The sequence below is a fragment of the Exiguobacterium sp. UBA6282 genome, assembly GCF_002440475.1.
Classification (GTDB): Bacteria; Bacillota; Bacilli; order Exiguobacteriales; family Exiguobacteriaceae; genus Exiguobacterium_A.
Window position 1 is genome coordinate 6,153 of the sequence record NZ_DJUM01000008.1, and the last position, 14,869, is coordinate 21,021.

Annotated in this window: 17 protein-coding genes; 5 read left to right on the top strand and 12 right to left on the bottom strand. The window is 46.0% G+C overall.

Annotated features, from left to right (window positions below; all coding sequences use genetic code 11):
• Positions 1-925, top strand: a 925-nt coding sequence (locus B2751_RS01520) for an MFS transporter (protein WP_290772324.1), incomplete at its 5' end; no start/stop codon positions are given.
• A 126-nt stretch (positions 926-1,051) separates the two neighbouring features.
• Positions 1,052-1,540, top strand: a complete 489-nt coding sequence (locus B2751_RS01525; protein WP_290772326.1) for a DoxX family membrane protein — start codon at positions 1,052-1,054, stop codon at positions 1,538-1,540.
• Positions 1,541-1,568: 28 nt separating this feature from the next.
• Here the strand turns inward: B2751_RS01525 and B2751_RS01530 are convergent, their stop codons facing one another.
• From B2751_RS01530 to B2751_RS01565, 8 genes are all read right to left on the bottom strand, one after another.
• Positions 1,569-1,862: a hypothetical protein gene (locus B2751_RS01530; protein ID WP_056060657.1), complete on the bottom strand. Its 294-nt coding sequence runs from the start codon at positions 1,860-1,862 to the stop codon at positions 1,569-1,571.
• 82 nt (positions 1,863-1,944) lie between these two features.
• Positions 1,945-3,039, bottom strand: a complete 1,095-nt coding sequence (locus B2751_RS01535) for a hypothetical protein (protein WP_290772327.1) — start codon at positions 3,037-3,039, stop codon at positions 1,945-1,947.
• Between the two features lie 10 nt (positions 3,040-3,049).
• A complete protein-coding gene (locus B2751_RS01540; protein ID WP_290772328.1) occupies positions 3,050-3,865 on the bottom strand; it encodes a hypothetical protein in 816 nt (271 codons plus the stop codon).
• Complete coding sequence (locus tag B2751_RS01545; RefSeq protein WP_290772329.1) at positions 3,862-4,539, bottom strand: ABC transporter ATP-binding protein; 678 nt, start codon at positions 4,537-4,539, stop codon at positions 3,862-3,864. Before B2751_RS01545 ends, B2751_RS01540 begins: the two co-directional genes overlap by 4 nt.
• The gene (locus B2751_RS01550; RefSeq protein ID WP_290772332.1) at positions 4,532-4,909 is read right to left on the bottom strand and encodes a GntR family transcriptional regulator; all 378 of its coding nucleotides are present in this window, start codon (positions 4,907-4,909) and stop codon (positions 4,532-4,534) included. Before B2751_RS01550 ends, B2751_RS01545 begins: the two co-directional genes overlap by 8 nt.
• A gap of 155 nt (positions 4,910-5,064) precedes the next feature.
• The gene (locus B2751_RS01555; protein WP_035408570.1) at positions 5,065-5,253 is read right to left on the bottom strand and encodes a hypothetical protein; all 189 of its coding nucleotides are present in this window, start codon (positions 5,251-5,253) and stop codon (positions 5,065-5,067) included.
• A gap of 13 nt (positions 5,254-5,266) precedes the next feature.
• Positions 5,267-6,142, bottom strand: coding sequence for an SDR family oxidoreductase (locus B2751_RS01560; RefSeq protein WP_290772335.1), 876 nt, complete (start codon positions 6,140-6,142; stop codon positions 5,267-5,269).
• An 87-nt stretch (positions 6,143-6,229) separates the two neighbouring features.
• Entirely contained in the window at positions 6,230-6,709 is a 480-nt protein-coding gene (locus B2751_RS01565) for an NUDIX hydrolase (protein WP_290749430.1), read from the bottom strand.
• A gap of 316 nt (positions 6,710-7,025) precedes the next feature.
• Here B2751_RS01565 and B2751_RS01570 point away from each other — a divergent pair, with 316 nt between their 5' ends.
• Complete coding sequence (locus B2751_RS01570) at positions 7,026-7,766, top strand: peptidoglycan DD-metalloendopeptidase family protein (RefSeq protein ID WP_035408577.1); 741 nt, start codon at positions 7,026-7,028, stop codon at positions 7,764-7,766.
• 256 nt (positions 7,767-8,022) lie between these two features.
• On the top strand, positions 8,023-8,967 hold the full coding sequence (locus B2751_RS01575) for a peptidoglycan DD-metalloendopeptidase family protein (RefSeq protein WP_035408580.1): 945 nt from the start codon (positions 8,023-8,025) through the stop codon (positions 8,965-8,967).
• Between the two features lie 42 nt (positions 8,968-9,009).
• On the opposite strand, the gene B2751_RS01580 is transcribed toward B2751_RS01575, so the two are convergent.
• Together B2751_RS01580 and brnQ are read right to left on the bottom strand one after the other, a co-directional pair.
• A complete protein-coding gene (locus B2751_RS01580; RefSeq protein WP_290772339.1) occupies positions 9,010-10,119 on the bottom strand; it encodes a glycerol dehydrogenase in 1,110 nt (369 codons plus the stop codon).
• Between the two features lie 154 nt (positions 10,120-10,273).
• On the bottom strand, positions 10,274-11,614 hold the full coding sequence (gene brnQ / locus B2751_RS01585; RefSeq protein WP_290772342.1) for a branched-chain amino acid transport system II carrier protein: 1,341 nt from the start codon (positions 11,612-11,614) through the stop codon (positions 10,274-10,276).
• 279 nt (positions 11,615-11,893) lie between these two features.
• Between brnQ and B2751_RS01590 the strand changes: the two genes are divergently transcribed.
• The gene (locus B2751_RS01590; protein WP_290772345.1) at positions 11,894-12,826 is read left to right on the top strand and encodes a DUF2268 domain-containing protein; all 933 of its coding nucleotides are present in this window, start codon (positions 11,894-11,896) and stop codon (positions 12,824-12,826) included.
• Between the two features lie 58 nt (positions 12,827-12,884).
• On the opposite strand, the gene B2751_RS01595 is transcribed toward B2751_RS01590, so the two are convergent.
• Together B2751_RS01595 and B2751_RS01600 are read right to left on the bottom strand one after the other, a co-directional pair.
• A complete protein-coding gene (locus B2751_RS01595; RefSeq protein WP_290772349.1) occupies positions 12,885-14,075 on the bottom strand; it encodes an acetyl-CoA C-acetyltransferase in 1,191 nt (396 codons plus the stop codon).
• 13 nt (positions 14,076-14,088) lie between these two features.
• Complete coding sequence (locus tag B2751_RS01600; RefSeq protein WP_290772350.1) at positions 14,089-14,865, bottom strand: 3-hydroxybutyrate dehydrogenase; 777 nt, start codon at positions 14,863-14,865, stop codon at positions 14,089-14,091.
• Positions 14,866-14,869: the final 4 nt, after the last annotated feature.

Sequence of the window (14,869 nt, forward strand, 5' to 3'; positions counted from 1 at the left end):
TTGGGTCTTACTGAACCTTGCCAGTAGTTTTGCTCCAAGTTACGAAGTATTGCTCGCCACCCGCATCCTGACTGCCATCCTGACCGGTGTCTTGATCTCGCTCGCAATGGTCGTCGCAAGCGATGGCGTGCCTGTCGCGAAGCGCGGTGTCGCCGTCTCATTCATTTTCGGGGGTTTTACACTTGCGAACGTCCTCGGTGTTCCGATCGGTACGTTCATCGGTCAACACGCTGGCTTCGCAGCCACGTTCTGGCTGACGACAGTCATGGGAATGATTGAGTTTCTCGCTGTGTGGAAGATCATTCCCGTCCAGCAATCGACGGGTTCCGGTTCAATCAAGGAGCAGCTTGGATTGCTCGCTAATCCACGGATCCTGATTGCCTTCTTCATTCCGTCGTTCGGCTTCGGAGCAACTTACGTCGTCTACACGTACCTCGTGCCGATCCTGCAAACGGAACTCGGCATCGCGAAGACATGGATTAGTCCGATCCTGCTCGCTTACGGTGTCGTCTCGATCTTCAGTAACATCCTTGCCGGCAAGATTGCAAGTAAAAATCCGATGGGTCGCTTACGGTTCGTCTTCGTCGTGCAAGCAATCGTCCTTGCTGCATTATACTTCACGACAGTATCCCTTTCACTTGGTCTGTTTAACATCGCCTTGATGTCATTGATGTCGATTTTATTGACGACTTCGACACAAATCTACTTGATTGACCTCGCCGAAAAGTTCAATCCGGAAGCAAAAGGACTCGCCGCTTCCTTGATGCCGGTTGCGAGTAATGTCGGGATTGCCTTCGGTTCGGCACTCGGTGGCATCGTTTATGCGAACGGTCCGATGATGAACACGGCACTGGTCGGTGGGCTTGTTGCGCTTGTCGCTGCTTTATTAACTGCAATCAGTCATTGTCTCGATCAGCGGTCATGAATGGCTACCTTACCCTTTTTTGTAACAGGTCGATGACGGTTCGATGACGTTATGATGATAGTCCCTATCTTACTGATGATTTTTCAGTATGATGGGGACTATGTTGTAGTAGAGGAGTGTCTGAAAGTGAAAGCATTACACATCATTGGCATCAGTTTATTGACGATCATCCGGCTCTGGCTCGGAATTCAGTGGTTCATCGCCGGGATCGGCAAGTACATCAATGGCTTTGATGCAAAACCGTTTCTTGAAGGGGCGCTAACGAAAGCGATAGGCGAAGACGCACTCGTCAGTTCGTGGTACGCGACGTGTATCGAGCAACTCGCCTTACCAAACGTCGGGCTGATCAACGTCTTGATTCCGTTCGCAGAACTCGTCGTCGGGATCTTGTTGATTCTCAGTCTGTTGACTGTTCCTGCACTGGTCGTCGGGAGCATCATGAATCTTAATTACTTACTTGCTGGGACGATTGCGTTAAACCCGTTGTTCTTAGCAGCCTCAATCGTCTTACTTGCTGCAGGACGCTTTGCGTATCAAATCGGTATTGATCATTGGATCATACACTGGTATCGTTCGTCGCAACAACCACATCCCCTCGACCGGATTCCGGTCTAACGAAAAAACTCTCCCAAACGCGGGAGAGTTATTTTTTTTGTTGCTCGAGAATCGTCTGCTGTGTCGGAACCCCGCCGACTGGGACTGTCCGCTCGAGGAACAGATAAGGTTTGCCATCGACTTCAAAGCGACGGTCACCGAGATAACGCGCTGAACGTCCATCCATTGCAAGCTTTTGTTCGATTGCTGCGACATGTTCGTCGAGTGAATAAAACCGATCGTCAAACGTCAGCGTGATGTTTTTCTTACGATACCCCAGTAAGAAGCTGTAGTAGAACCAATACAGAGCACCTGCGAAGATGACAAAAATCAAGAATTGCATGTGAGTTCCCCCTTTGTATAGTCTTTATACGTTGGAAGAAAACGGGAGGTTTCAAATTAAGAGTGGAAATTGGTTAATTTTATTAATTTGTTACGACTTCGTTTAGATAAATGTTATTTTTCGAACCTAGTTTCTGAATATTAGCTTCGTAAATAATCTCAGATGTCAGCGGATCAATTACGACTGATTTTACTTCATCCTTTTTCGTTTTATAAGCGAAATAGATGTGATCATGACCTACACTGATGTTTGTATACCCAAAGTCCTCATCTGATGCTATCGAATCAAACTGAATCGATTTGGCGGATAACTGGTTCGATTCGAGATCGTAGACTTTCCATTCTAGTTTTTTCTCATCCGATGGTTCTTCAATAGAATCTTCAAGACCTATGATGTATTTTCCATCGTTTATGACATATGATGCGTAGACTTTATCAAATTCTTTTAGTGTTTTCGTCTGCTTACCATCTTTTACGACAGTCTCGCTCAAAAAATGATCAGGAGATTCTAATTCTCTTTCTTGATCAACAATCATTTTTCCATCATAAAATGAACGAATCGCATCCCCTTTTCCTAGACGGTCAGGTAATTTGATTTTTTTCATCGATTTCTTTTTTAAATCGATTTGATAGATATGTTCTCTTTCAATTTGTTTACTAAGAGTAGTAGAATCAATCAATAACATGTCTGATGTTCGTTGAAACGGAGAAAAACGTAATTTTTCCTTAATTTGAGTTGCCGGCAATTTAATTGTCATACTTGTCAATTTGTTATCCAAAGCATTCCAATACTTCAATTCCAGCTCCTCATTGTTCAACTTATTAAGACCATATGTAACCGAATCTTTAGTAAAAAAATAGGTATTGTTTTTCCAAATAAATTGTTGGAACGATCGTGGGGCATCACTCCAACTAGATTCATCACTGAAAATGAATGAAAGTTTTGATTTGCTGTATTGCCTAACGTTTCCATTCATCGAAATACCGTATTCATTCGGGTTTTGTCCCCATTCACTGAGACGAACCTCCATTTTCTGAACAACTTCTTCATTTGGATCGCCTTTTTTTGTGTCGACAACGAATTTTATTTTATCGAATGAGAGTACATGTCCAACATAGAACCCTAAAGACACGATACAGATGACGCCTAAAAGTAATACATATTTTATTGAACGCATAGTGTCCTCCTTAAACAGCAATTTTCCATTTTAATAAACGAAGGCTTCTCCAAATGACATAAGCAAAATAGAAAACAAACAAGCCTGTCAATACATACGCCTTTTCTGAGTTCAATAACAGCTTAGTCTGCTCTAGAAAATATATACTCGATATTGAACAAATGACTATGATGAAAATCTCGACTCCCACTCGAATGAATCCACTCCATTTACGATAAGAGCGTTCAATTAAAACAAGCAAGAACATAAAACTTACGATAAACATCGATACCGCAAGAATTACAAATAAATTCGTCAAATTCAGCGAAAATAGTTCACCTAACGTACTCCCTATAGAACGTAAGTTACTTATGTCCTTGTAATCTTCTCGAACCAACCAATTAAATAATTGATTTCCGAATTGAATCAAACACCACTGGATACCTAGAAAACTCATGATGATTAAAAAAACCGTTGTCAATTTCGAGAAGAAAATACTTGCACGATTTCCCGGAAGCATTAATAAACGATAGATATACTTTGTTTCACCAATCCAATCCCGGTACCAAATCTGGAGAGTATAAATTAGGACTAACACCATGCCAATCATTGTAATATAACTAAATAATGAAGCAGCATCTACAAATGTTATTTTCCCAATATCATTGAATGCTTCATACAGTGTAGCAGTATTTGACTTCAAGTAATCTTCGATTCTGCGCTCATGTAATTTGACGTTTACAACGATCGACACCAGCTCAATCGCCGCCATCACAAGCACGGCAATTACATATAACTTAAAACTCCGCTTAATCTCTTCATTCGTCAATTGTATGTATTGTTTCATCGCTGATAGACCTCCCGCATCCGGTCCTGAACCGACTTCCCGTACAGTTCTCGCATCTCTTCTGTCTCATGTTCATCGATGATTCGTCCGTCCTGTAAGAAGACGACCCGGTCGATCAAATGCTCGATTTCCTGAATTTCGTGTGTCGTCATCAGGATACCGCGCCCTTCCATGAAGTGGCTTGAGAATAATCCTGCAATCTGTTCTTTCGTAAACAAATCAATTCCTGCGAACGGTTCGTCGAGTAATAAGTACGGACGATCGAGAGCAAATCCAAGAATTAAGCTGACCTTCGCCTGGTTTCCTTTTGATAAGTCGGTAATCTTATCTGTTGAAAGTAGTTGGAAAATTCGCATCAATTCATTCGCAGTCTCTTGGTTCCAATCAGAATAATAATCCGCCATATACGTCAGTGCGTCACCGACCGTCATGTAGCCGGGCATCGTCTGAATATCTGGAACGAAGGCGATCTTATTTCGGTTGATCTCGCCATCGACGAGAATCGTTCCTGCGTTGACTGGAACAAGTCCTGCGATTGCTTTCAGGATCGTCGATTTCCCCTCACCGTTCAAACCGATCAGACATGTCAATTGATCCATCGGAACCGAGAACGAGACGCCTTGAAGGACTGGGTTTTTTCCGTACTTCTTTTGTAAGCCATGAACTTCAAGCATCGATCTTCCTCCGTTCCGTTTCCTGATAGACGGTCTCAACTTTCGAGACGACCTCATCAAGTNNTTGAATCGCCTTGACGGCATCGATGAATTCAGAGACTGCTTCTTCAAGCATCTCGGTCCGTACTTTTTGGACGACTTGTGGATCGCGTGTAATCTTACTCGGGACATTCCGTTCTGTCGTAATCAATTGCTGCTCCTCCATCTCTTTATATGCTTTTTGTGCGGTATTCGGATTGATTCCGAGCTGTGCGGCGATTTCGCGGCGGGACGGGATCTCTTGCCCGCTTTGCAATTCCTCGGTCGCGATTCGTTGTTTGAACCAACGGACGACCTGCAGGTACACCGGGCTTCTTTGGTCGAACTGCATCGGTAGACCTCCCTTTCCTGTGTAATGTATTAAAACATTAATACACTTCTCTTCTGTATCATACTCACCATACAGTTTGTCTGTCAAGCTGGTTTGTCTTCTTAATCACGAAAAAGTCACCATCCGATTCTTGGATGGTGACTACGGTCAACATATTAATAGGGATTTGGGTCTTCCTGCGGTGTATCGGGAATCTCAGTTGGTTCCGGGAACGTATCCGGTTCCGGTTGACGGACAGGATCTTCCTGTGGTGTATCTGGCACCTCGCTCGGTGGTGCTTGCGGAACTTCGTCCGGTTGATGATCCGGTTCACGTTCAGGCACTTCATTCGGATTTTTCTTCATCATGTTTTCCCCCTTAAGACGTGATGTAATCGCCGCCGTTGATATGAATCGTCTGACCCGTGATGTAACTCGAATCACGAGAAGCCAAATAGACATAAGCCGGTGCATTTTCTGACGGTTGTCCCCGACGCTTCATTAATGTGTCTTCCCCATGCGACTCGACTTTCTCCTTCGAGAACGTCGCTGGAATGAGAGGCGTCCAAATCGGTCCCGGTGCGACGGCATTAACGCGGATTCCTTTCTCAATCAAGCTTGAAGCAAGCGAGCGCGTCAATGTCGTAATAGCGCCTTTCGTCGCTGAGTAGTCGATCAGCGACGGTGCTCCACGATACGCTGTCACCGATGAGGTATTGATGATTGCATCTTCTTTATGCAAATGTGGAAGCGCAGCCTGAATCAAATAGAACATCGAAAAAACATTCGTCTCGAACGTTTCCTTCAATTGATCTGGTGTGATCGCAAGGAAATCATCTTGCGGGAATTGTTTTCCGGCATTGTTAACGAGAATGTTCAATTGACCGAATTCTGCAATGACAGTATCCATGATCGCTTGCGCATTTTCTGGCTGACTGACATCTTTCGCGATTTTTAAGGCTTTGACCCCGTAGCCTTCAATCAACGATTTCGTCTTTTCTGCGTCTTTTCCCTCATTTAAGTATACGATTGCGACATTTGCCCCTTCTTTCGCATAAGCGACAGCAACGGCTCGACCGATTCCACTGTCTCCACCTGTGATCAGTGCAACCTTACCCGTCAGTTTTCCTGAACCGACATAATCCGGATCATCGTAGATCGGTTCCGGTTTCATGGCGTACTCGACACCGGGTTGTTGTTCCTGCGTCTGCCCTCGTGCTTCTTGATGCATCGCTTCGAACTGCTCTTCTCTCATGAACGATCAACTCCCTTATCATTGCGGAATGAACTACATGATTAACCATTCCCTTGCGATACATCTATAAACGTTTTTCCGAAAAAGTCAGATGTCATTCGTCAATAGCGTTGGAAATACATTGGTTTGAAGCATTTTTGATAATTCGCTTGGATACAATGTATATTGATCCAGTTTATCGAACGGAACGAACCGGTACGTCAATTCTTCACCTTCGGGACCATAGAAGTCTTCCGTTGAAAGTGGTAGTGGTTCTCGACATGTCACTTCATAAAACATCCCCAGTTCATGAAACTGATGGTCTGCGTAATTAAAGAAATTTTCATGCAGGAAACGGAAGACCGGTGGCTCGATTGACTGTCCTAATTCTTCTAATAATTCACGTTCAATCGCTTTAGCACCACTTTCACCAAATTGTACCCGTCCTCCCGGTAATGACCAAAAATCATCTTCTCCTTGCCGATGGATCAAAAGATGTCCATCTTGAATCAACAGCGCCACTGCGCGAATGTTAAGCTTTTTTTGATTTACTGCAAACGTCAAATCCATCTCATTACCTACTCTCATTTTATTAGGCTCCCATACTTTCTCATCATTTCCCACGATTGCGTTTTGTCATCAAATTCATCTCGTTGTAACACGGATTCATCTTGATTTTAAGGGATTCTGAGATTGAATATGTATTCAATATTACAACATTTGTTATTAGAATATATTTAAGCAATCGAATTGAAATACAAACGTCTGACTTTTCAATGCTATACTCTCGTTAGTCAAATGACGACAGCATCATCTACTTCAATTCACCACACTTTACACCACACACATTCTATATACATGTCATTTCCGACAAGATCTCGATTTACATCAAGGAGGAACATTCATGAAAAGAACAATCACGACACTTGCAATGAGCGCGCTCGTTGTTTCAGGTTTTGCAGCTACGGGTACAGGTAAGGTTGACGCAGCTACGAAATCTACGTACAAAGTAAAAATCAAAGCAGACGGACTTCGCGTTCGTACTGGCCCATCTCTTAAATACCGGATCGTCGACGGCGTCAATTCGGGACAGACTTTCAAATACTTGGGTCATCGCGGAAACTGGACAAAAATTCTTCATAAAGGACATAAGCGTTACGTCTACTCAGGTTATGTGAAAAAATATCGCGTTTCTGGTCATACAGCGAAGAAAGCCTCATTCTCGACTTCATCAAATGGCTTCTCGCGTCCGACAAGCGGTCCAGTAACACAAGGTTATGGAAAAACTAGCGGCATCTTCGGCTACACGTTCCATAACGGCGTCGACTTTGGTGCACCAATCGGAACGCCCGTTCATGCAGCAGCGGCAGGTAAAGTTGTCACATCGTCTTACCAAGGAGCATATGGAAACCATGTCATGGTCAAACATAAAGTGCACGGTATTTCGTACACAACGGTATACGCTCACTTAAGCAAACGCTCTGTCTTCGTCGGTCAAACGATCCCGAAAGGCGCAACGATCGGTGCAGTCGGCAGTACAGGAAACTCGACAGGTGCTCATCTTCACTTCGAAATCCATCGCGGTAACTATGTCTATAGCGGTACTTCTGCAGCAAACAGCGTCAATCCACTCGCCTTTTTATAAGCATTTAAGGTACCTCAACCGGGGTACCTTTCTTATTTTTAATGGGCATTTCATCATATCCAATTCCATCCAATCTTGTCAAAGGAATTTATGGATAAATGGAAAACAAACAAAATTAATGTCTTTAAATATAATTTATTGAAATAATATCGAAATGTGAATGTAACATTTAAACATTTTCGTAAATGTTATACTCATCTATGAAATTTACATAACGGTTTAGTCACACAGATTACATATTCAGGAGGAATGAATCATGCATGGTTTTTGGAAAGGTGTTTCAGCGACAGCCATCGCCGTGGCAAGTTTTGCTTCGTTTGCCATCCCACGTGCGGATGCAGCAACGACGTTCTATAAGGTGAAAGTCATGGAGGACGGTTTGCGTGCTCGAACGGGTCCTTCGACATCATACGGTACGATCACGAGCTTTGAAAAAGGTGATACATATAAGTATCTCGGACGGACAGGCAACTGGACGAAAATTCTGTACGGTTCAAAAAAAGTCTATGTTTCTTCTACATATGTTAAAAAATATTCTGTAACACGTATCTATAAGATTAAAGTCAATGTCGACAACCTTCGTGTTCGTAGCAGCAGTTCGACGAGCAGTACAGTCGTCGGAAGTGTCGATAAGGGCGAAACATTCCGCTACCTCGGTCGTACAGGCGATTGGATCAAGTTCTTATACGGTGGAGATAAACGATTCGTCCATGCGGACTATGTCTCGAAATACGCTGTTTTGACACTGACGAATAGCAGTGGCGCATCAAAAGCGTCAACGTCGACATCAAAGAACTTCGCGACGCCAACGAGCGGTCCGATCACGCAAGGTTATGGACCTTCTAGTGGTGCTTATGGTTACACATTCCATAACGGGATCGATTATGGTGCAGCAAAAGGTACACCAGTCTATGCGACAGCTAGCGGTAAAGTCATTACGTCTCAGCTCAAAGGCGCGTACGGCAACTATGTCATGGTTTCACATACGATCAACGGATCGCCGTTCATCAGTCTGTATGCACATATGAATAGCCGCTCGGTCTCGGTCGGTCAAACCGTCACGCAAGGTCAAAAGATCGGAACAGTTGGCGAGACAGGTAACGCTTTCGGAACACATTTACATTTTGAACTCCATAAAGGATCGTACGTCTACAGCGCAACTTCTGCTGGTAGCAGTGTCAATCCACTCGATTATCTGTAAAATGACAATAACCCTCGCCGTCTCGGCAAGGGTTATTTTTTCTTATTGTTTTCGTTTTGCTTGATACGCTTTTGAATAACGATCGGCTGCGATGATCGCATCAGCGACTTCGTCAGCCGTAACGTTGAATCCGCTGTGGATCGTCTCACCTTCAGCGGTCGCTGCCTCTCCGACTTTGACGATATCTTCACGTGACGCATCTTTTAGCTTGACGTCCTCGAGTGTCACCGGTAAACCAAGATCCGTGTAAAGCGCGATATAGCGCTCGATTTCTTCTTGTGGATGTTCTTCGAGCGCCAACTGGACAAGTGTACCAAAGGCGACCTTTTCTCCATGCGTCAGGTGGTGAATCTCACCGTCAAGTGCCGTAAAGCCATTATGAATCGCATGCGCCGCTGCTAGTCCCCCACTTTCAAAGCCGAGCCCACTTAACAGGGTATTTGCTTCGACGACGGCTTCGAGTGCTGGTGTGACGACTTGTGCCTGAACGGATTCGTACGCCAGACGTCCGTGCTCGAACAAGACTTCCTCACAACGTTTGGCAATCGCTTGTGCCGCAATTGTCGGTCGTCCTCCCGCCATCGTCTGTCCACCAAAGGCGACGACACTTCGGACTTCGACCCACGTCGCGAGTGCATCGGCAATTCCGGACGCGAAGAAACGTGCTGGCGCTTGGGCAATCAGTTTCGTATCGACGAGAACAAGATCGGGATTCTTCTTATAGAAACGATAGCTTTCGAAAATCCCTTCGTCGGAATAGATGACGGACAGAGCACTCGTCGGGGCATCAGTCGAAGCAAGCGTCGGAACGATGACGACGGAGACGTTCAGCTCATCTGAGACGGCTTTTGCCGTATCGAGCGTCTTTCCGCCTCCCACACCCATGACGAACCGGACATCTGCCGCTTGTGCTTGCTCAGCGATTCGTTTTACTTCATGCCGTGAGGCTTCACCACTAAAGTCTGCCTTCTCGATGCTGACGTTTTCGCCGGACAGCGACTGCTCGACACGTTCCTTTACGATTTTCCAGACGACATCGTCCGCGATGACGAGCGCTTTTTCACCGAACGGGCTCACATATGTACCGAGCCGGTCAATGACATCCTTTCCTTGGACATACTTCGAGGGACTAATGAAGACACGTTCTGACATGTTTCAACATCCTTTCTGTAAGGGACACGATGGTCAATGATATACAGTAGAGGAATTGCCGTTTCCGCTTATACTTAAACCCACAATCGAGTGAACAAAAAAAGCGGACTTTGATCATACGATCAAAAATCCGCTTCCCTTTATACATGACAACTTAAGCCACACGTGACGACGATCGTGTCTCCGCTTTTTTCTTACCGACGATCGCTCCGATTACCCCACCGATGATAGCTGGAACGACCCAACCGAGACTGACAGAAGCAAACGGTAATACCGCATCAAACACTTTCGTGACGGCTGAGACATTGATTTTTGCTGTCTTCAATCCATCAAACAAGCTGACGAGGAACGTCATCCATAGCGCCCCTTGATACACGGCTGGCTTCCCTTTAAAGAGTGGATGCAAGAACGTTAAGAAGATCAGACAGATCGCGAGTGGATAAAGTGTCATCAAGACTGGTTTAGAGACAGCGAGTAATTGATTCAGACCGATGTTCGCAACGAGTGCGCTGAAGACCGATAGACCAATCGTCCATTTGACGTATGAGATTTTTGGGACGAGTGCCGAGAAAAACGCGGCACACGCCGTGATCAAACCAACACTCGTCGTCATACAAGCGACTGTGATCATCAGACCAAGCAAAATCGCCCCATACTCACCGAAGTAATGATCCGACACAGCAGACAAAATCTCTGCGCCGTTCGCGAGCTGTCCGATCTCAGAGACACTTGACGCGCCCATGAAGGCAAGCGCCGTGTATGTGGTTGCAAGCAAGGCTGCGGCAATCAACGAGGCTTTCGTACAAATCAGCAGCAACTGCCGCTTCGAAGTGACACCTTTTTCCTTGATCGCTGCGATGATGATGATACCGAAGACAAAGGCACCGAGCGCATCGAGTGTCATATATCCTTCTTGGAAACCATTAAAGAAAGCATTTGTTCGATATGTCTTCAAAGGATTCTGAAAACTTCCGATTGGATGCAGAACGGCAACGATGATCAAGAGACCGATGAACGTGATTTTAATCGGTGTCAGTACTTTCCCGACGACATCGACGATCTTTGTTGGGTTTAAGGACAATAGACAAGCAATCGTGTAAAACAAAATCGTGAAGATCAGTAACGGCAAATGGCTCGTCGATTCACTGAAGAACGGCTTGATTCCGATCTCATACGAGACCGTTCCGGCACGAGGAATTGCGAAGAATGGTCCAATCGCAAGATACAAGATGACCGAGAACCCGATTCCGAAAGCAGGATGAACACGTGACGCCATCGCTTGTAGATCGCGTTCCCCTGAAAACGCGAATGCGAGAATCGCAAGCAATGGTAGACCGACACCAGTGACAAGGAATCCGGCATTGGCAACCCAGACATGCTCCCCTGCGAGCTGTCCGAGCATCGGCGGAAAGATGAGATTTCCTGCCCCAAAGAACAAGGCGAAGAGCATCATGCCGATGACGATGATAAATGATGTTGGAACAGTTTTAGACATAATAAACCCCCACTGATGATTTCCGACTTCATCCGCTCCCTAAGCAGATGAAGTACTTCGTTCGAAAGGATAACATACGTTTAGGAGCTCGTGCTAGGAGTTTATCTGGAGAATATTCTGAAAATTTGGCAGAAAGTTTGATTCCACTTTAGTTTAAAGAATCTGGTACGTCTTCGCGTCAAAGTATGAAACCGGATTCATAAGTTCATCTGACGTAGTAGGAGAATGACATTTTTTCCGGAAAGTAAATATATGGATAATTAAATAGGAGGTATTCTCATGAAATCCATCTATTTTCTTTGCGTCACCCTTTTACTTGCCAGTTGTTCCCCGGCTGCCGAGAAACCAAAGACGTATGACATTTCGTTTACGCACGAGAAACAAGAGATCCACATCGTTCCTTTGTATAAGGCGTATGACGACTACATTCAAGCGGTTTCGAAACAGCCAGAGGACAATGAGGCACTATATAAAAAATATGTATTGGGCGCTAAAAATGACGTCATCAAAAAAGAACAGCTCCAAGCCATGCCTGTTCCTAGCCTCTATGAACAGCCTTCGGAAAACATCAAGGACTTAAAACAGATGAATACATATTTGAAAAAACACCATCAGCACATCATGAAACAGATCAAGTCCAGTCTCCTGACTTCGATGAAACAACTTCCACGGGATGAGAAGCTCGTTGTTTTCGTCTCCCCAACGACACCACTCGAACATGATGATGCCAAACGTTATGGTGGTGTCAGCGGTGTCGCTCAAGGAAACAATTCGATGAGTCTGTTCTTCTTGAAGGATTTTTCGAAAGAGTCATTACTCAATACGACGGCGCATGAATACCATCATACCGTAGCCCTCGATGAGCCGAATCGTGCGACAATGCTCGATTACATCATTCTCGAAGGAAAAGCGGAATTCTTTGCCCATAAGCTTTATCCAATGGAATCATCGGAAGCGATTGCCCCTTTACTTGACCACTCCTTGGAGCATGTGATTTCGGAGTTGAATGCGGAACGATTGACGACGGATGATCTGTTCTTTGGAAATTACGAAAAACAAATTCCATCGTTCACGAAATACAGACTCGGCTACATAATCGTCTCCGACTTCGTGAAACAACATCCCGAGATCTCCTTGAAGGAATGGTCACGGATGTCCTCTGTGCAAATTCTTGAAAAAAGCAGTTACAAGAAAAAATTAACGATTCGCTAAAATCAATAAAGCACGAGACAACGAGAGCATCAATCTCCTTCGTCTCGTGCTTTATTAGTTAACCTTCGTATTTTTTAACGATCGTCGCCACCCCTTGACCGCCACCGACGCATAACGTCGCAAGACCATGCGTCTCACCCGTCCGCTCGAGTTCATGGATCAGCGTGACGAGAATCCGCGCACCGCTCGCACCGATCGGATGACCGAGCGCGATCGCACCGCCGTTGCGGTTGAGCTTCTCATGCGGGAACTGTAGCTCCGCATCGACCGCGAGAGATTGTGCCGCGAATGCTTCGTTCGCTTCGATGACATCGATCTCGTCAAGTGTTAGTCCCGCTTTATCGAGTGCCTTTTGGACCGCTTGGACGGGACCGATTCCCATGATGCTCGGATCGACACCGGACGTTCCGTTCGCGACGATCTCAACGAGTGGTGTCACGCCGAGTTCTTTCGCCTTCGCCTCTGACATGATGACGAGCGCCGCAGCCCCGTCATTGATGCCAGATGCATTGCCTGCCGTGACCGTTCCGTTCTTCTTAAACGCCGGGCGCAAACGACTGAGCGTTTCGACGGACGTTCCGGCGCGCGGAAACTCATCTTGATCAAAACGGATCGGATCGCCTTTTCGTTGTGGAATCAACACTGGCGTGATTTCTGAGACGAACCGTTCTTCCGCTAATGCCGTCTGCGCTTTTTGCTGACTCGTCGCGGCGAACTGATCCTGCGCTTCGCGGGAGAGTTCGTAGACGTCTGCTAAATTCTCTGCCGTGACCCCCATATGATAGTCATTAAAGGCACATTCGAGCCCGTCCTGGATGATCGTATCGACGAGTGGTTGGTCACCCATCTTTAGTCCAGACCGTGCGCCCGCGAGGACGTAAGGTGCTTGACTCATGTTCTCCATCCCACCAGCAACGATGACATCGGCTTCGCCTGACTTGATCGCCTGATACGCAAGATGGACAGCAGAGAGACCGGATCCACAGACCTTATTGACGGTCATCGCGGGGCATGTCTCCGGTAACCCGGCAGCGAGGGCTGCCTGCCGTGCTGGATTTTGACCAAGTCCTGCTGAGAGGACGTTGCCGAAAAAGACTTCATCGACATGATCTCCTGCGACACTTACTTTTTCGAGTGCTGCGCGAATGACTGTCGCACCGAGTTCCGTTGCTTTGACGTCCTTCAAACTTCCATTGAAATTCCCGATCGCCGTGCGCGTCGCACTGACGATGACGACTGCTTCACTCATCTGCTCCATCTCCTTATTGAATCGTGTATCCACCATCAAGGACGTTCGCTTGTCCAGTGATGCCTTTTGCTTTGCGGCTCGCAAGGAACAATGCATAATCTGCAATCTCCTCGACAGCAAGCAGACGTTTTTGCGGAACGAGCGGATAGATGACTTCTTCAAGTACCTTCTCAAGCTCGACGTGTCGCGTTTTCGCTAAGTCTTCCATTTGATTACGAACGAGTGGTGTATCGACGTAACCCGGACAAATCGCGTTGACGGTGATCCCGTATTCCGCTCCTTCAAGGGCTGCGACCTTCGTTAGACCAAGCAATCCATGCTTCGCCGAGTTATATGCCGCTTTCCCAGCAAAACCGATTAAACCATTGATCGATGCCATGTTGAGAATACGTCCGTAGCCTTGTTCCTTCATGATCGGAAAAGCATGTTTGATGGCCATGAACGGTGCCGTCAACATGATCTTAATCATCAATTCGAACTTCTCTGTCGGAAACTCTTCAATTGGTGAGACGTGTTGAAGACCCGCGTTGTTGATCAAGACGTCAAGTCGACCAAACTGTTCGACCGTCTGCTTCAAGACGGCTTCGACCTGTGCTTCATCGGTGACGTTTAACGTCATCCCGACTGCTTCATGACCAGCTCCGCGAATCGCTGCCGCAGCTTCCTCTGCTGCTTCCGCGCGGACGTCCGTTACGACGACTTTCGCTCCTGCCTCAGCGAACGCCTTTGAGATTTCTAGACCAATTCCGCTTCCTGCACCTGTGACGAGTACGATATCTCCTTTGACCATCTGC